Annotated in this window: 14 protein-coding genes; 6 read left to right on the top strand and 8 right to left on the bottom strand. The window is 68.5% G+C overall.

Annotated elements, in window-relative coordinates; all coding sequences use genetic code 11:
• Positions 1 to 482: 482 nt before the first annotated feature.
• On the bottom strand, positions 483 to 1,361 hold the full coding sequence (locus tag ACPA54_RS38205; RefSeq protein WP_423537033.1) for a terpene synthase family protein: 879 nt from the start codon (positions 1,359 to 1,361) through the stop codon (positions 483 to 485).
• Between the two features lie 338 nt (positions 1,362 to 1,699).
• Between ACPA54_RS38205 and ACPA54_RS38200 the strand changes: the two genes are divergently transcribed.
• Complete coding sequence (locus tag ACPA54_RS38200) at positions 1,700 to 2,755, top strand: polyprenyl synthetase family protein (RefSeq protein ID WP_423537031.1); 1,056 nt, start codon at positions 1,700 to 1,702, stop codon at positions 2,753 to 2,755.
• A 52-nt stretch (positions 2,756 to 2,807) separates the two neighbouring features.
• Positions 2,808 to 3,803, top strand: coding sequence for a terpene synthase family protein (locus ACPA54_RS38195; protein WP_423537029.1), 996 nt, complete (start codon positions 2,808 to 2,810; stop codon positions 3,801 to 3,803).
• 85 nt (positions 3,804 to 3,888) lie between these two features.
• Here ACPA54_RS38195 and ACPA54_RS38190 read toward each other — a convergent pair whose 3' ends face one another.
• The gene (locus tag ACPA54_RS38190; RefSeq protein ID WP_423537027.1) at positions 3,889 to 4,452 is read right to left on the bottom strand and encodes a cytochrome P450; all 564 of its coding nucleotides are present in this window, start codon (positions 4,450 to 4,452) and stop codon (positions 3,889 to 3,891) included.
• A gap of 322 nt (positions 4,453 to 4,774) precedes the next feature.
• On the bottom strand, positions 4,775 to 5,425 hold the full coding sequence (locus tag ACPA54_RS38185) for a TetR/AcrR family transcriptional regulator (RefSeq protein WP_423537025.1): 651 nt from the start codon (positions 5,423 to 5,425) through the stop codon (positions 4,775 to 4,777).
• Positions 5,426 to 5,483: 58 nt separating this feature from the next.
• Here ACPA54_RS38185 and ACPA54_RS38180 point away from each other — a divergent pair, with 58 nt between their 5' ends.
• Positions 5,484 to 6,959, top strand: coding sequence for an MFS transporter (locus ACPA54_RS38180; RefSeq protein ID WP_423537084.1), 1,476 nt, complete (start codon positions 5,484 to 5,486; stop codon positions 6,957 to 6,959).
• 643 nt (positions 6,960 to 7,602) lie between these two features.
• Here the strand turns inward: ACPA54_RS38180 and ACPA54_RS38175 are convergent.
• The 5 genes from ACPA54_RS38175 to ACPA54_RS38155 all read right to left on the bottom strand — a co-directional run bounded on the left by ACPA54_RS38175 (position 7,603) and on the right by ACPA54_RS38155 (position 10,831).
• On the bottom strand, positions 7,603 to 8,322 hold the full coding sequence (locus ACPA54_RS38175; RefSeq protein WP_423537023.1) for a DinB family protein: 720 nt from the start codon (positions 8,320 to 8,322) through the stop codon (positions 7,603 to 7,605).
• Between the two features lie 508 nt (positions 8,323 to 8,830).
• Complete coding sequence (locus tag ACPA54_RS38170; RefSeq protein ID WP_423537021.1) at positions 8,831 to 9,451, bottom strand: dihydrofolate reductase family protein; 621 nt, start codon at positions 9,449 to 9,451, stop codon at positions 8,831 to 8,833.
• Positions 9,451 to 9,957, bottom strand: a complete 507-nt coding sequence (locus ACPA54_RS38165) for an SRPBCC family protein (protein ID WP_423537019.1) — start codon at positions 9,955 to 9,957, stop codon at positions 9,451 to 9,453. The genes ACPA54_RS38170 and ACPA54_RS38165 overlap by 1 nt, the downstream gene beginning before the upstream one ends.
• Positions 9,958 to 9,960: 3 nt before the next feature.
• A complete protein-coding gene (locus ACPA54_RS38160; RefSeq protein WP_423537018.1) occupies positions 9,961 to 10,302 on the bottom strand; it encodes an ArsR/SmtB family transcription factor in 342 nt (113 codons plus the stop codon).
• 388 nt (positions 10,303 to 10,690) lie between these two features.
• Positions 10,691 to 10,831: a hypothetical protein gene (locus tag ACPA54_RS38155; RefSeq protein ID WP_423537016.1), complete on the bottom strand. Its 141-nt coding sequence runs from the start codon at positions 10,829 to 10,831 to the stop codon at positions 10,691 to 10,693.
• A gap of 6 nt (positions 10,832 to 10,837) precedes the next feature.
• On the opposite strand from ACPA54_RS38155, the gene ACPA54_RS38150 reads away from it, so the two are divergent.
• From ACPA54_RS38150 to ACPA54_RS38140, 3 genes are all read left to right on the top strand, one after another.
• A complete protein-coding gene (locus tag ACPA54_RS38150) occupies positions 10,838 to 11,293 on the top strand; it encodes a lipase family protein (protein WP_423537082.1) in 456 nt (151 codons plus the stop codon).
• Positions 11,294 to 11,576: 283 nt separating this feature from the next.
• Complete coding sequence (locus ACPA54_RS38145) at positions 11,577 to 12,293, top strand: HNH endonuclease family protein (RefSeq protein WP_423537015.1); 717 nt, start codon at positions 11,577 to 11,579, stop codon at positions 12,291 to 12,293.
• 221 nt (positions 12,294 to 12,514) lie between these two features.
• The gene (locus ACPA54_RS38140; RefSeq protein WP_423537013.1) at positions 12,515 to 13,393 is read left to right on the top strand and encodes a cupin domain-containing protein; all 879 of its coding nucleotides are present in this window, start codon (positions 12,515 to 12,517) and stop codon (positions 13,391 to 13,393) included.
• Positions 13,394 to 13,585: the final 192 nt, after the last annotated feature.

Genomic DNA, 13,585 nt, shown 5'->3' with positions numbered 1-13,585 from the left:
CGCGATGAGACGGCGCCGGTGCTCTCCCAGGGTGCGCAGCGCGTCGTACGGGCCGGTGGGGATGGTGATGTCGGCGGTGCGGGCTTCGTCCAGGAGTACGGGCAGGAGCAGCTCGAGGGCGACGGGTATGTCCTGTGGTATCGGTCCACCCCAGTGCTTCGGGGCGTGCTGTTCCAGGAACCGCATGCCGCGGCGGGCTGCCGGCCGGTGAGCGGGGTGGGGATCCAAGGCGAGGACTGCGGCGAGGGTGGGCAGGTCCCGGGCCAGGGGTGCCGACGGGGAGCCCCAACCGCCGTCGGGTTGCTGCTGGTTGACAAGCCAGTCAAGCATTCGGTGGGTGTCCGGCCGCGCGGGCAGCAGGGTGGCGACGCGGGCGGTGTCGTAGACCGACGGGGTGATGGCGCCTCCGCCGGTGCCGAGGTCGTCGACCGTGTTCCGCAGGCGATCCAAGGCTTCGTCGCGGGCGGCCCGCGGCTGGAGGCTCACCGCTCTGCCCCGCCGGACGCGGACGCGCAGCGCACGTCGGGCAGGATCTTGTAGCGCGGCGCGGCGGCGTGCCAGGCGATGGCGTCCGCCGCCAGGCGTTCCAAGCCGGCCAGGTGGCTCAGCAAGGCCGGGCGCTCCAGCCCCAGGCGAGGCAGCGTGGCGCGCAGCCGCAGGTAGGCGGCAAGTTCTCCTCCGATGGCGTGGGCTGTGGCGTCGACGCCCTGCTGCAAGGTCAGCCCTTGTTCGGCGCAAAGCACCGGCACGATGTTGACCGGCCTTTCCCCGTGCAGTTCCTTGGCCAGCGAGAACAGGTCGTTGACGAGGACGTGGTGATTGACGAGAAACCCGGACAGCGCCTCGACGAGGGGGTGCTCCAACAGGTCTGTGGGAACGGGGATGCCGTCGGCCAGCGGCAGGAGTTCGTGCAGCGCTCGGATGCCCAGCACGTAGGGCCGTAGCTGCCGGTACTCGGCCAGGGAGGGGACGGCGCACCGGCGCTGCAGGTCGACTTCCCACAGGTGGGCGTGCCAGTACTCGCGCAGTTTCATGCGATAGCGCTGGGTGTGAAGGGGCCGGCCGAAGCCGTGCAGTGCCTGGGCGACCAACGCGGTTGCGCGCGCAAGCGGGAGGTCGCGGGCGTCGGAGCAGGAGCCGTCGAACACGGCCAAGGCCCGGTCGTACGCGGCCATCATGTCCGCGGCACTGCGCAGTTGCCCGCGCTCGCCCTGTTCGGCGACCCAGTCCTCGTGCAGACAGGACAGCGCGTTGTTCAACATGATCAGCCGCAGGCCCTGCCGGGACGAGGCGGGGTGGAGCCTGCCGGTGAACTCGCCCAGCCGTATTGCGGCGAGTGTGTGGCGCAGTGTGTCCGGCATTCGGCTGCGTCGACGTAGCCTGACGGCCCGATCCGTGATGCCGAATTCGTCGCCGACGTACGCGAACCAGCGCGCGCGGGCATTTTTGGCCGCGAAGTCGATTCGGCCATCGTGGAGCGCCCCACACGCTGTTGCCGCCGGCGCCGTGAAGCCACAACCGGAGCCTGATCGGCGGCGGTCGCGAATACGGCGGTCGCTCGGTTGGGTGGTTTGAGGCGCTCGGCGTGGGTGGAGCAGGGGTGGGGAGAGCACGGTTCAGCGTGCTTGACCGATCAGGCTGGCCGAGCAGCAGGCAGAGAACCCATATGTTGGAAAGCACTGAACCGGAACGTTCCGCTGTGACGACCCCCGACCAAGTCGCGTCGGCCGCACGGGGGATACTCCTGCCGTATCTGCGGAACCTCGTCGGCCGGGTACCGCCGCCGCTCGACATCCCGTGTGGGTACTACTTCGGGTGGGTCGACGAAGCAGGTCGGGAAGTGGTCTACCAGGGACCTGCTTGTCGGGCTGTCACGCTTGTCCTTCTCAGCGCCGGTGTCGAGGGCGCCTCCTGGCAACGGGCACGCTCGGTGGCCGCCGCGTGTGCTCTCATCCACGGTTACGGCTTGATCTGCGACGACGTCATCGACCAGGACGGGACGCGGCGCGGTCTTCCGACTGTGTGGAAGGCCTTCGGCGTCCCCACGGCCATCCTGGCCGCCGATGCCTTGCTGATGACGGCCCTTGCGGAGCTGGCCGAGCAGACGGGTCCCGCGGCAGCCGACGTACGGCGCGTGCTTGTCGGTGCGATGTATGGGGCGTTTCGCGCGCAGGCAGAGGAAGCCCGGCTCCAGCAGAACGCCCGAGTCTCCCTGCGGCAGGCGCTGGAGGTTGTCGACGGCAAGAGCTCCGACTGGGTCGCCGCCTGCTGCGCGGCAGGCGCGCTCCAGGGCGGGGTGGGACCGGAACGCGTGGAGTTGATGCGGTCGTTCGGGTGGCACCTGGGCCGGGTGATGCAACTGCGCGACGACGTCCTGGACGTCTTCGGGCACGCCGGGGAGGCCGCGCCGCCTCGGCGCGACGATCTTCGGTCCCGCAAGAAGACGAGCATCGTGTGCGCCGCTCTGGAGTCCGGCCATGCCTTGCAGACCGAGCTGGCCTCCTACTACCGGCGGCCCCAAGCGCCAAACGATGCGGAACTCGGCCGTATGGCCGACCTCGTCGAGCAGTGCGGCGGGCGTGACTGGGCCGAGCGGAAGATCGAGGACCACCTCGATCAAGCGCATGCCTGCGTGCGCCGCGCGGTGGTCGATCCGGGGCTGGCGGAACTGATCTGCGCTTACGCCGATCAGTTCACGCATCAGTCCGTCGGGGACGAGCCTCTCCAGCCACAACAGGTCGGTCCTTGCGCTTGACCGACGCAACAGACCACCTCCTGATTCGAACTGGCCGAAGGCCGAAGGACACATGCCGAGCAACATCGAGTTCCACATGCCCTTCCCCCATGCCGTTAGCCCGGATGCCGCCGCAGCGGACGAGCACCTGGTGCAGTGGGCTCTCGCAGAGGGCCTGCTGACTCCGGAACAGGCAGGCTACTTCGCGGCCATGCGGCTGGGGACTTGCGCCGCCTACATCTACCCGAACGCCCGCGGGGAGGACCTCGACCTCGCCGCCGACCACATGGCCCTCTGCAGCCTGGTCAACGACCTGGTCGGCAGCACGGACGGAGCACGGGTCGACGAAGCGGTCCGTATCTGCCGAGATTTGCTGGCCCTGTTCGACCACGACGAGCCCGTCCGACCCGCCACGCCCGTGGGTGCCGCGTGGTGCGGCTTGTGGCGGCGCCTCCGCGAGGGCATGCCGGCAGCGTGGTGCAAGCGCGTCCGCCGCGACCACACCGTGGTCTTCACCGCGTATCTCGACCATCGCATCCGCCGCACCATGCCGACCGTCGGGCAGTACCTCCAGCGGCGGCGCATCACCACGGGGCTGCCCTTGGGCCTCGCCATCGCGGAACGGGTCGAGCACTGGCGGGCCCCGGCGTGGTTCCCGGCCACGTCACTCGCCCGCGCACTCCTCGACGAGGCCACAAAGCTCGCGATCCTGCCGAACGACGTCTTCGCTGTCGAACGCGAGGAGGCCCGAGGCGAAGTCGACAACATGGTGCTGGTGCTCGAAGCCGCCGGCCGTACCCGCGACGAGTCCATCGCCGAGATCCAAGCGATGGTCCGCCACTCCGGCGAACGCTTCCTCCGGCTCACCGATCGGCTGCCCGCCTATTACGACCACCTCGGAGTCGACCAGGCAGACCGCACCGCGACCGACATCTACGTCCGGGGAATGCGCCACATGTTCCGCGGCAACTACGACTGGATGACCGACGGCACCGCCCGCTACGACCGTCACGCCACATTCCTCGCAGTCTCCTCCGGGTATGAGGACGCTCCCATGACTGCGCATTAGTTGGCACCAGCAGCCGTCGCGACCCATCCGCTGCCGGCCGGAGTCCGCTCGCCGGCGCCTTGAGGTCAGAGTGAGCGGGGTTGCATCAAGTGGTTCTGTCCGCTGTGGGTTCTCCCGGTCGGCGCAGGGCTACCTTCATGGTCACTCGACGACGGCGGAGCAGCATGGCCGGTCGAGGGCGTAGAGGGTTGCGGTTGACGGGGATCAGGCGTGCCCTGTCGGTGATGGTCGCGAGGACGACGGTTGCTTGGGCGAGTGCGAGGCGGTCATCGATGCACTTGCGGGGGCCTGCGCCGAAGGGCATGTAGGTGGTGCGGTCGGGTGCTTGGGCCCAGCGGTCGGGGTCGAAGCGGTCAGGGTCGAAGCGTTCGGGGTCGGGGAAGCAGACGCTGTCGCGGTGGATCGCGGAGGTACTGAAGCCGATGAGGGTGCCTGCGGGTAGTCGGGCGCCGCCGAGTTCGGTGGTGTGTGTGGTGGTGCGGGTGAGGATCCAGCCTGACGAGTACAGCCTGAGGGTCTCGGCGACGACCCGGCCCAGGTAGGGCAGTTCATCGAGGTGTTCGTGGGCGGGGGCGCCGTCCGCGAGGACGCGGTCGACCTCGTCGTGGACCCGGGACTCGACGTCGGGGTGAGTGGCGATCAGGGCCAAGGCCCAGGTGATCTTTCTGTTCCGGTGTGTTGTCTGATGATGTCGGCGACGCTTGGTGTCCGTGCGGTGTCTAGGTTCGCCGGTCGAGAACGATGGGGGAGTTGGGTGATGGAGCCTCGCTGACTGCGGATATCTGGGGCTGTTCGAGGCGACGCGGATCACGGTCTTCTCGGCGAAGGGGAAGGCCGTCGAGCCGCGCGTTCGTGGGGCGAGTTCCCTGAACAACCGCTGGGCCTCGGCCTTGCTCTACAGGGCTGGGTGACCGCCGGGGCGGAGTGTGCGTGCTCGGCGGAGATGGCCGGAGACGACGGAGTTCCTTCGGCTACCGGCTCGGCTCGACCGGGTGATCGGCGCGCCACCCCGCCGTGGCGACGCCCGCCATGACCACCGACACGACGCTCTCGGCGAGTTCGGGCGTGATCGGCAGGTGGCCGAAGAGCACGCGGTAGTACGTGGTCGACGCGAGCATGTCCAGGAGCAGGTCGATGTCGGCGTCCGGCCGGATGTCGCCGCGCTCGATACCCCGCCGCAGGGCAGCGGCTGTGGTGGCACGCCGCGGATGGAAGTACGCGTCGAGGAACTCCTTCTCCAGTTCGGGGTCGTCGGCCAGATCGGCAACGAGGGCGGGAAGCACGCGACGGCCGACCGTGGTGGTGAACGCGTCGCTGAGAGTGCCGATGCCGGCGATCAGGTCGCAGTGCGTGCACCCGGTGTCGGGCGTGGGATTCGTGCCGATGGCGCAGGCTAGCGCGTCCACGACAAGGTGTTGGCGCGAGCGCCACCTGCGACGGAGGGCGGGCTTGCTGGTTCCCGCGCGAGCGGCGACGCCTTCCATCGTGAGCCCGCCGTACCCGGCCTCGTTGAGGATCTCCAACACCGCTCGGGGGACTGCAACGTCGATGCGGGCGTCGCGTGGCCTGCCGGACGTCCTGCGTGGGTTGGAGGCCTGAAGCCCGCTTGCGCTGTTTGGCATGGACCAAGTATAGATTAAATTCCGTTCCGGATCGGAACTTAATAGGCGAGGAGTGGATATGCCCACAGATCCTGGCGAGACTGCACTCGATCAGCCCGACGATTCTCAGGTACAGGGACCGCTCGCTCCGGGGAGCATCCGCGGTGCTGAGGAGCGGGTGTTCGGCGCCCCGTACCGCGTCCTCACGTTCGGTGTTCTGTTGTCGGTCGGCATGGTGGCGTTCGAGTCCCTCGGCGTGGCCACCGTCCTGCCCGGGATCGCCGAGGACCTCGACGGTCTCGGTGCCTACGGCTGGGGCTTGTCCGCCCTCATGCTGGCCAACATTGTCGGCACAGTGCTCGGCGGACGTGCCGCGGACCGCCGCGGCCCGTGGCTCCCGATGGCCCTCGGCATGCTCGTCTTCGCCCTGGGCTGTGCGATTGCCGGTGCCGCCGCCACATGGCCGCTGTTCTTGGTCGGCCGCTTCGCCCAGGGCCTGGGTGTGGGAACCGTGATGTCCATGGCCTACACCGTGATCGGACTGGCCTACCCTTCGCACCTCCGGGCAAGGATGTACGCGCTCCTGTCATCGGCCTGGACCGTTCCCTCGCTCATCGGCCCGGCGATCACCGGCACGCTCGCCGAACACAGCACGTGGCGCTGGGTCTTCGTTGCCATGCTTCCGGTCGTCGCCGTCGCCGGGGTGCTCACCTTGCCGCCGTTGCGGGAACTACGGCCACCGGAGACCACGTCCGCGGCATCCTTGAGCCCCGGCGCCCTATGGTGGAAGCGGCCCCTCCCGAGCGCCGTCCTGCTCACCGTGGGCACCGGCGTATTTCTTCAAGCGCTTCTGCTGAAGAATCCTGCCCTGCTGGTCGCTCTGGCCGTGATCGGCCTCGCCGTCGCGATTCCGGCACTGCGGGCGGTCACGCCCGAAGGCACGCTCGGCGCTCGCCCGGGGCTCGGCGCGGGCATCGTCCTTCGCGGCATGCTGTGTGGCGTCTACTTCGGCAGCGAGGCATTCCTCCCCTTGGGCCTGCAAGAACTGCGCGGCATGAGTTCCACCCTGGCCGGCCTGGGGCTGTCGGCCGGGGCCATCGCCTGGGTGGTCGGCTCCGGCTTGCAGGCCAAGCGGGACATCGGCGCTCGCGGGCGCGTGGCGGCCACCGTGATGGGCTTCGCCCTGCTGCTGACAGGCACCGTGTTGACGGCGCTGGCGATCCTGACCACCGAAGTGCCCTCGTGGATCGCCGTGGTGGGGTGGGGCATCGGCGGTCTGGGCATGGGCATCGCCTTCAACGCCACCACCGCGGACACCCTCGAACAGGTACCGGCGACCCGCCAGGGCGAAGCCTCCGGCGCCCTCCAACTCGCGCAGACCCTCGCGACGGCTGTGATCGCCGGCCTCGGGGGCGCGGCCATGGCGCTCGCCGAGAACCATGACGGCTCCACCCGCACCGCCCTGCTGGGAGTCTTCGTCCTCACCGGACTGCTCGCGGTGGCAGGCATGTTTCTCACTCGTCGAATGCGCCCCAGCGCCGACGACCGTCACTGACCGATTCCATCGCTCGTACGCCTATATGCCGTACGCCGGTTGGTGCCGGGCTGCGGCTTGTATCGGCGATGCCAGGCAGCCGACTTGGTCTTTGTCTCGACGGCTCTCAGGTGACCTGGAAGTTGGCCATCATCGCCTCGTGAAGCCGAGAAGCGTCGTCCGCCCAGCCGATGGTGAGCCCAGGCTGCCGCAGAGCTGGAGCAGGCGCGTCAACGTGCCGCAGAGGCCTTGGCCCGAGCGGCGGAAGCCGCGCGGCCGCTGGCAGAGACACAGCAGCGGGCTCGCGCCCGCGGTGGTTGCCGGCCTCGGTGAGTGCCCAGGCCGGCAACCACCGTCACATCCGGTTCATACGCTGACGGAAGCAGGGCGCTGTTGGCAACTAGTAAGACGAGATGTTCTGACGCTACAAGTGGGGCGACCGACAGCTACTGAGCTTTAAGGTGTGGTGTCGTCGAGGGCTGTCAGTTGTTCGGTCCGGCGGTACGTCTGTTGTATGAGATATGCGCCAGGTGGCGGGTTGACCGCCGAGCGTAGAGCGGTGCGAGAGCAACTGAAGGATGGAGGCCGGTGAGCGGTTCGCCGTCGGTGACGACAACGCGGTGATCGCCAAGGAGTTGCGGGTGCACGTTGTGCGTAGTCAGCCCTACTCGGCGTCCTGTGCCTCGATCAGGTCGAGGTCGCGAACGCAGAAGCCGTGGTGCTCGAAGGTCTCGTTGAGCACGGTGCCGAGGCACTGCCGCACCAAGCGGCCCCGGGCGTAACGCGGCCAGACATCGTCGTCGGGCACCGGCGCTCGCGCTGCGAGCTGCACGGCGGTGACCTCGTCGAGCCAGGCCTCAAGCTCGGCTGCCTGTGCGTCACGCACGTTCACGATCTCGTCGAGGGCCGGATCGAGCGAGAGGTCAATTCCGTGCGCTCCACGGTACGGCTCGACGGTTGTCCCGATGCCCATCGGTGTGAACAGCTCCGTCGAGCCCAGGCAGCAGCGGCGGAACCACGAGTCGTGGACGAAGACCAGGTGGCGCATCGTCTGCACCGCCGACCACTCGTCGTTCATGCTGCGGCGCTCGATGCCGGGCGTACGGCGGATTCGCTCGATCGTGGCGGCCCAGCCGGCATGGAGCTGACGCGATGCCTCGCGCAGATCGTCAGGGTCCTCGGAGCGGATGAGCACCCGCACCGGATGGCGCCGGTCGAGCTCTGCCTCGACGTACTCGGTGACCTCGACACCGTTCACTACGAGGTTGGTGACCAGCCCGTCGATCACGGCATCCTGCATGACGACACCGATCAGGCGTGCCCCGGTCAGATCGCACTCACGGAACTCCGCACCGTGCAGATCCTCGTCGATATATCGCGTCATGCGCCGCATGCTAGGTCCGAGCACCGACAAAGCCGGCCTCCCCGGTTTGATTTGGCGGTATCGGCGTGAGTTTGAGTCCGGTTCCAGCCAATGCTCCGTCGATGAGCCACGGTCGGTGCCGCACGCTGCGTAGTTGGCGCCGGACGGCGTCGCGAAGCAGGTCGCGGTAGTCAGTCCAGGCCTGTCCACGGTTCGCGGAACTTCGCGGAGCAGCGGGTAGTTGGCCTGCACCGCGGATGTCGGCGCGGTCGCCCCGCTCTCGGATCGCGGATCGGCGGGTTCGGCGCGGGACTTCCCCATCCGTGGAAGTCCCGCCGGGCCAGTCTGCGAGTGTGCATGTCAACGTGCCTCGTCAGATCGTCGGCTTGGCTGTCTCGGGGATCGGCAGGCAATCGAACTTGAGTCGCCCAATAACGGGCTTTTACGAGGCCGGCAAAAGGCTGCTTGGCTGTTGGACCGGCCACGTTCGACGCCGGGGCCTTGGTGTGGAACACGCGCCCAAGAACCGTTACCGCTCCCGGACTGCGTAGGTCAGGTGGGTGACCCGCTGAGTCGGCTCCGCGCGGATTTGCTCCAGGGCCACGCGGCTCGCGTCCACGCCCTCGAACAGGCGGATCCCGGCGCCGAACAGCACGGGTGAGAGCGCGACCGTGAATTCGTCGACCAAGCCGTCGTTTACGTACTGGAGGATGGTTGCGCCGCCGCCCGCGATGCGGACGTCCCGGTCGCCCGCGGCCTGGCGGGCCCGTTCGAGTGCGGACTCGATGCCGTCGTTGACGAAGTGGAAGGTGGTCCCACCGGGCCGTTCCCAAGGGTCGCGCTTCTCGTGGGTGACGACGAAGACCGGTGTGTGGAAAGGGGCTTCCTCCGGCCACATCTTCTCGCCCGCGTCGAACATGCGTTTACCCATGACGCTCGCGCCGGTGCGCTCGGACGTCGCCTGTGCGATGTCGTTGTCGGGTCCTTCCTCGCCGCCCTCGCCGAGCCCCAGGTTCTCTCGGAAGAACCGCAGAGGGAAGATCCACTGCTGGAGTTCCATCCACTGCCGCCCCATCAATTCCTCGGTGGACTCGGGCGCGATAAAGCCGTCCAGGGACATGGACACGCTGAAGAAGACTTTCCCGGGCATCAGTTCTCGACTCCCTTGCGTGCGTTCTCGGTGACGTAGGCGGCCAGGTTGTCCAGGGTCTGCCGACCGGCCTCGACCGCGTGGTACTTCTCGACTGCTTCGTCGCGCAGCTCCCTGGTGGGGAACAGCGTGCGCATCTCGATCCGGGTCGCCGCGCCGTCGGGCTCAAAAGTCAGGGTCGATTCGAAGGCGTTCGGGTCGTCTCGGGACTCGCCGTGCAGCATCGCGATCCGCTCCGGCGGGGTGATCTCGGTCCAGGTGATCCACTCCGGGTAGTCCGTCCCGTCCGGACCGTGCATCACGAATTCCCACTCGCCGCCGACACCGAACGCGAACGCCCGAGTGGTGGTGGTGAACCCCTCCGGCCCCCACCACCGCGAGAGGTGCCGTACCTCGGTGAACGCCTCGAACACCAGCTCCCGCGGGGCGCCGATGACTCGGGAGATCGCGATCTCGCGGTCGGCCGTCGCGGACTGGGCTGGTGTTCCTTGCTCTGCCGTGCCCATGAGTTACTCCGCATCCCTTGTCGCTTTCAGGTCCTGCACGTACTCGTCCAAGCGGTCGAAGCTCTCGTTCCAGAACCGCTCGAACCCGCCGGCCCATTCGTGGACCGGCCGCAGCCCGCGGGCGTCGAGGCTGTACAGGCGCTGCTTGCCCGCCTTGCGGTCGCGCACCAGCCCGACCTCCCGGAGTACCCGCAGGTGTTTGGAGGCCCCCGGCTGGGTCATCCCCAGCGCTTCGGCCAACTCGGCCACCGGCTTCTCGCCCGACCGCAGCAGCAGGAGGATCTCCCGGCGCTGCGGCTCGGCGATCGCGTTGAAGACGTCCGACGTCGTCGCTGCTCGTGCCATGCGAGTATCGTATGCCGATATCGGCATACGTCAAGCCGTGGGGAAGGGCAGGCAGGTCTTGCTTTGTGGCGGTCGCCGGCCCCGCTTGCGACGGAACCGGGCCGCTGGTATGGACGTGGGCGCGTCCACCGGCGCCCAGCAGAGCGAGAGCCTTCGATGGCGGCCACGAGGATGACGACCAGCACGATCACGGTTCGTGGCGGTCGGGTTGTTCCAGAGCGTGAACAGGGCCGAGCACGCGGAGCGCCGTGATCGCGAGCTGGTCACCGGGGCGAACAAGGGAATCGGCCGGGCGGCCGCCGAGCAGCTCGCCGCCATGGGGATGACCGTAAGTGCATGCCCTGGATAGTGAGGGCTGGTCTTCGGGGTTTACGGCTGCGATGGGGCGTCAGGTGCGGCGGCGGCGGCAGGCGTTGGGATTGACGGCGGGGCAGTTGTCGGAGGCGTGTGCGGGGGTGGGGGTGGATGTGCCGTCGCGGACGATCGCTTCGTGCACTAAGGCTTCCACCGGGCTGGCGACGTCGTCCACCCCGAGATCCGCGACACGATCGCCGAGTTCAAGGAGAACGGCCAGACAGTCTGGTTCACCGGCCACAGCCTGGGCGGGGCGTTGGCGATGCTGTCGGGCGCGCGCATGTATTTCGAGGCACCCAACCTCGTTCCGCACGGCATCTACACGTACGGCCAGCCGCGCACCTGCGACCGGATGCTCGCCGCCGCTTACGACCAGGCGCTCAAGGGCCGCACGTTCCGGTTCGTCAACAACAACGACATCGTCCCGCAGGTCCCCGCCGAGCCGGCGTTCCACCACGTCGACGCCATCCGCTACATCGACGCTTCCGGCAAGCTCCACGACCGCATGCCCGCCCTCGGCATGCTCGCGGACAAGGCCAAGGGCGCCACCGCCGACCTGTTCGCCCCAGCCTCGGACGGCATCCGCGACCACTTCATCGACCACTACGTCAACGCGCTGGAGAAGAACCTCGCCTGACGCCGCCGCCCCCGAGCCCCCACCGCGCGAGGGGCTCGGGGGCGACGCGCAAACAGGCCGCGCGCAGCCTCGTCCACGGCGGCCTCCTCGTGTTGTGCCGCACGCAACGAGGGCCGGTCCGCGCACATCCACCCGTCCGGGCAACCGCGCATCCAGCGTCGGCCATGTGCGCGCGTCCCTTCGTCCGCGCGGGTGAACGCCTGCGCGTCCGCCTCGACTCGGCGTGGTGCGCGCCGATACGACTACCCGAACCAACGAATCGTATGGATAGCGAGTCTCTCGGATGCGTCTTTCACTGCGCTGCTGGTCCGCCGCCGCTGCCGCGGCAGCGTTGTCCGCGGTGGTGTGCACGGCGCCGGCGTCGGCCGCGGCGCCGCAGCACCGTGCCGCGGGGGAGGAGTTCGCGTTCACGCTGCACGGCGCCGCGGGGTGGCTGCCGGTCGCCGACGAGGACCGCACCGGGTACGTGCGTACCGCGTTCAAGCACTGGGTGGATGCGGACAAGGACGGCTGCAACGCCCGCACAGAGGTATTGATCGCCGAGGCCGTGGACGCGCCCGAGGTCGGTTCGGGGTGCACGCTGACCGGCGGCACCTGGTACTCCGCCTACGACGACCGCACCATCGAGGGCGCCTCCGGCCTGGATGTCGATCACCTGGTCCCGCTCGCCGAGGCGTGGGATTCGGGCGCGAGCGCGTGGACGCCGAAGGAGCGCGAGCTGTACGCGAACGACCTCGACGACGACCGGCACCTGATCGCCGTGTCCGCCGCCTCGAACCGGTCGAAGGCGGACAAGGACGTGCGGGAATGGGTCCCCCCGTACCAGCCGTATGACTGCCAGTACCTGGCCGACTGGGTGTCGGTGAAGCCCGCTGGGGCCTGTCCGTCGACGCGGCCGAACAGGCCGCGATCGCCGACCAAGCCGCGGCGTGCCCGGACCAGGAGATCACCGGCACCCGCGCACGCTGACCGGCAACCGCCCAGGACGTCCCCTCTCTAAGCCCTGGCGCTCACGGACGCTCGGAAGCGCGGGCGTCCTACGCCTCACGGCAACCGAAGCACCTTTGCCCACGTGCTGTCCCACCCAGGCTGCCGCGTCCGAGCTGTCTCCGCAGTACGCGACGCGGACGTTCCGCACCGACCCGGCCGCCTTCACGGTGGTCGGGGTCAGCACACCGGGGAGCGCTTCCCGCTCCCGCCCACCAACGCCCGGAGTACGGCATGACGATGACCGAGGTGGCCACCACCCATCCGTTCCACATCACACGCGAGGAAGCCATCCGGCTGCGGGTCGCCGCAGAACGGCTGGTCCCGTCCGTCCTCGTCGAACAACCCGCATCATTCGACGACTTCGTCGGCCAGCTGATGATCCCCGGGCCGGTCATGGACCTCGCCCGCAAGGCCGCCAACCTGCGCCTGTCCGTCCAGCAGACCGAGGCCATCCGCAGGCACCTCGCGCCGATGCAAGGCGTCGAGCCCGGGCTGCTGCGCCGCATCCTGGTCGACAAGGCCGAGAAGGACCCGTCCCATCCGCCCTACATCCGGGTCGCGTGCACCGGAAAGGGCAGCTACGACGGCTGGGCCACCGAGTTCGACTACGTCGACGACCTCGAGCCGCAACCGGCCGGCGACTACGGCTCACCCGCGGTGCTGGAGATCTGGCCGGCCCAGCACTACTCGCCGATCCACTCGCACGGCCACACGACCGGCATCATCCACTGCCTGACCGGCCAACTCGACATCATGGGCTACGGAGCCCTCGCCTGGGACGCCCCGAAGAAGGGGCTCTACACCCTCACCCCCGGCCAGACCGCCTGGCTCGCCGGCGACACCTACGCCGTCCACAAGGTCTTCTGCCCCTTCGACGGAAACACCGACAAGCCCACCGGCCCGGGATACCTCAACAACACCGACCAGTTCGCGGCCAGCTTCCACGTCTACCTCAACGACGACGAAACCGCTTACTACGACAACGTCGACAGCCGCGACAACTTCCACTACATCGACGAGAACGACCACACCGAAAAGGTCTTCACCACCTACTCCGACCTCTCCTGGCGGGTGCTGCGCCAAGTCCTCGAGCACACCGAACTCGACTGAGCCACCCGCCCGGCGGCAACGGTCCGTCGGACCTGGTCGGTGCTGGCGTCGCTCGCGTCGTGGCTCGGTACATGTGAACGGGAAACGTTTGCACCACTGGGCTTGATTCGCTTTGACGGACACCCTGGCTGAGGGGCTGCGGCCCTTTCGGGAGGATGTCCATCATGGAGAGCATGGGGAAGAAGAAGCCTC

The sequence above is a fragment of the Uniformispora flossi genome, assembly GCF_049534875.1.
Taxonomy (GTDB): domain Bacteria; phylum Actinomycetota; class Actinomycetes; order Streptomycetales; family Streptomycetaceae; genus Yinghuangia; species Yinghuangia aomiensis.
This window is presented reverse-complemented; position numbering and strand designations above follow the sequence as displayed.

Excerpts from the sequence above, each read along its gene's own strand:
- ACPA54_RS38205 (WP_423537033.1), bottom strand. The coding sequence starts at position 1,361 with ATGCCGGACACACTGCGCCACACACTCGCCGCAATACGGCTGGGCGAG.
- ACPA54_RS38195 (WP_423537029.1), top strand. The coding sequence starts at position 2,808 with ATGCCGAGCAACATCGAGTTCCACATGCCCTTCCCCCATGCCGTTAGC.
- ACPA54_RS38185 (WP_423537025.1), bottom strand. The coding sequence starts at position 5,425 with ATGCCAAACAGCGCAAGCGGGCTTCAGGCCTCCAACCCACGCAGGACG.
- ACPA54_RS38180 (WP_423537084.1), top strand. The coding sequence starts at position 5,484 with ATGCCCACAGATCCTGGCGAGACTGCACTCGATCAGCCCGACGATTCT.
- ACPA54_RS38175 (WP_423537023.1), bottom strand. The coding sequence starts at position 8,322 with ATGACGCGATATATCGACGAGGATCTGCACGGTGCGGAGTTCCGTGAG.
- ACPA54_RS38170 (WP_423537021.1), bottom strand. The coding sequence starts at position 9,451 with ATGCCCGGGAAAGTCTTCTTCAGCGTGTCCATGTCCCTGGACGGCTTT.
- ACPA54_RS38165 (WP_423537019.1), bottom strand. The coding sequence starts at position 9,957 with ATGGGCACGGCAGAGCAAGGAACACCAGCCCAGTCCGCGACGGCCGAC.
- ACPA54_RS38160 (WP_423537018.1), bottom strand. The coding sequence starts at position 10,302 with ATGGCACGAGCAGCGACGACGTCGGACGTCTTCAACGCGATCGCCGAG.
- ACPA54_RS38145 (WP_423537015.1), top strand. The coding sequence starts at position 11,577 with ATGCGTCTTTCACTGCGCTGCTGGTCCGCCGCCGCTGCCGCGGCAGCG.
- ACPA54_RS38140 (WP_423537013.1), top strand. The coding sequence starts at position 12,515 with ATGACGATGACCGAGGTGGCCACCACCCATCCGTTCCACATCACACGC.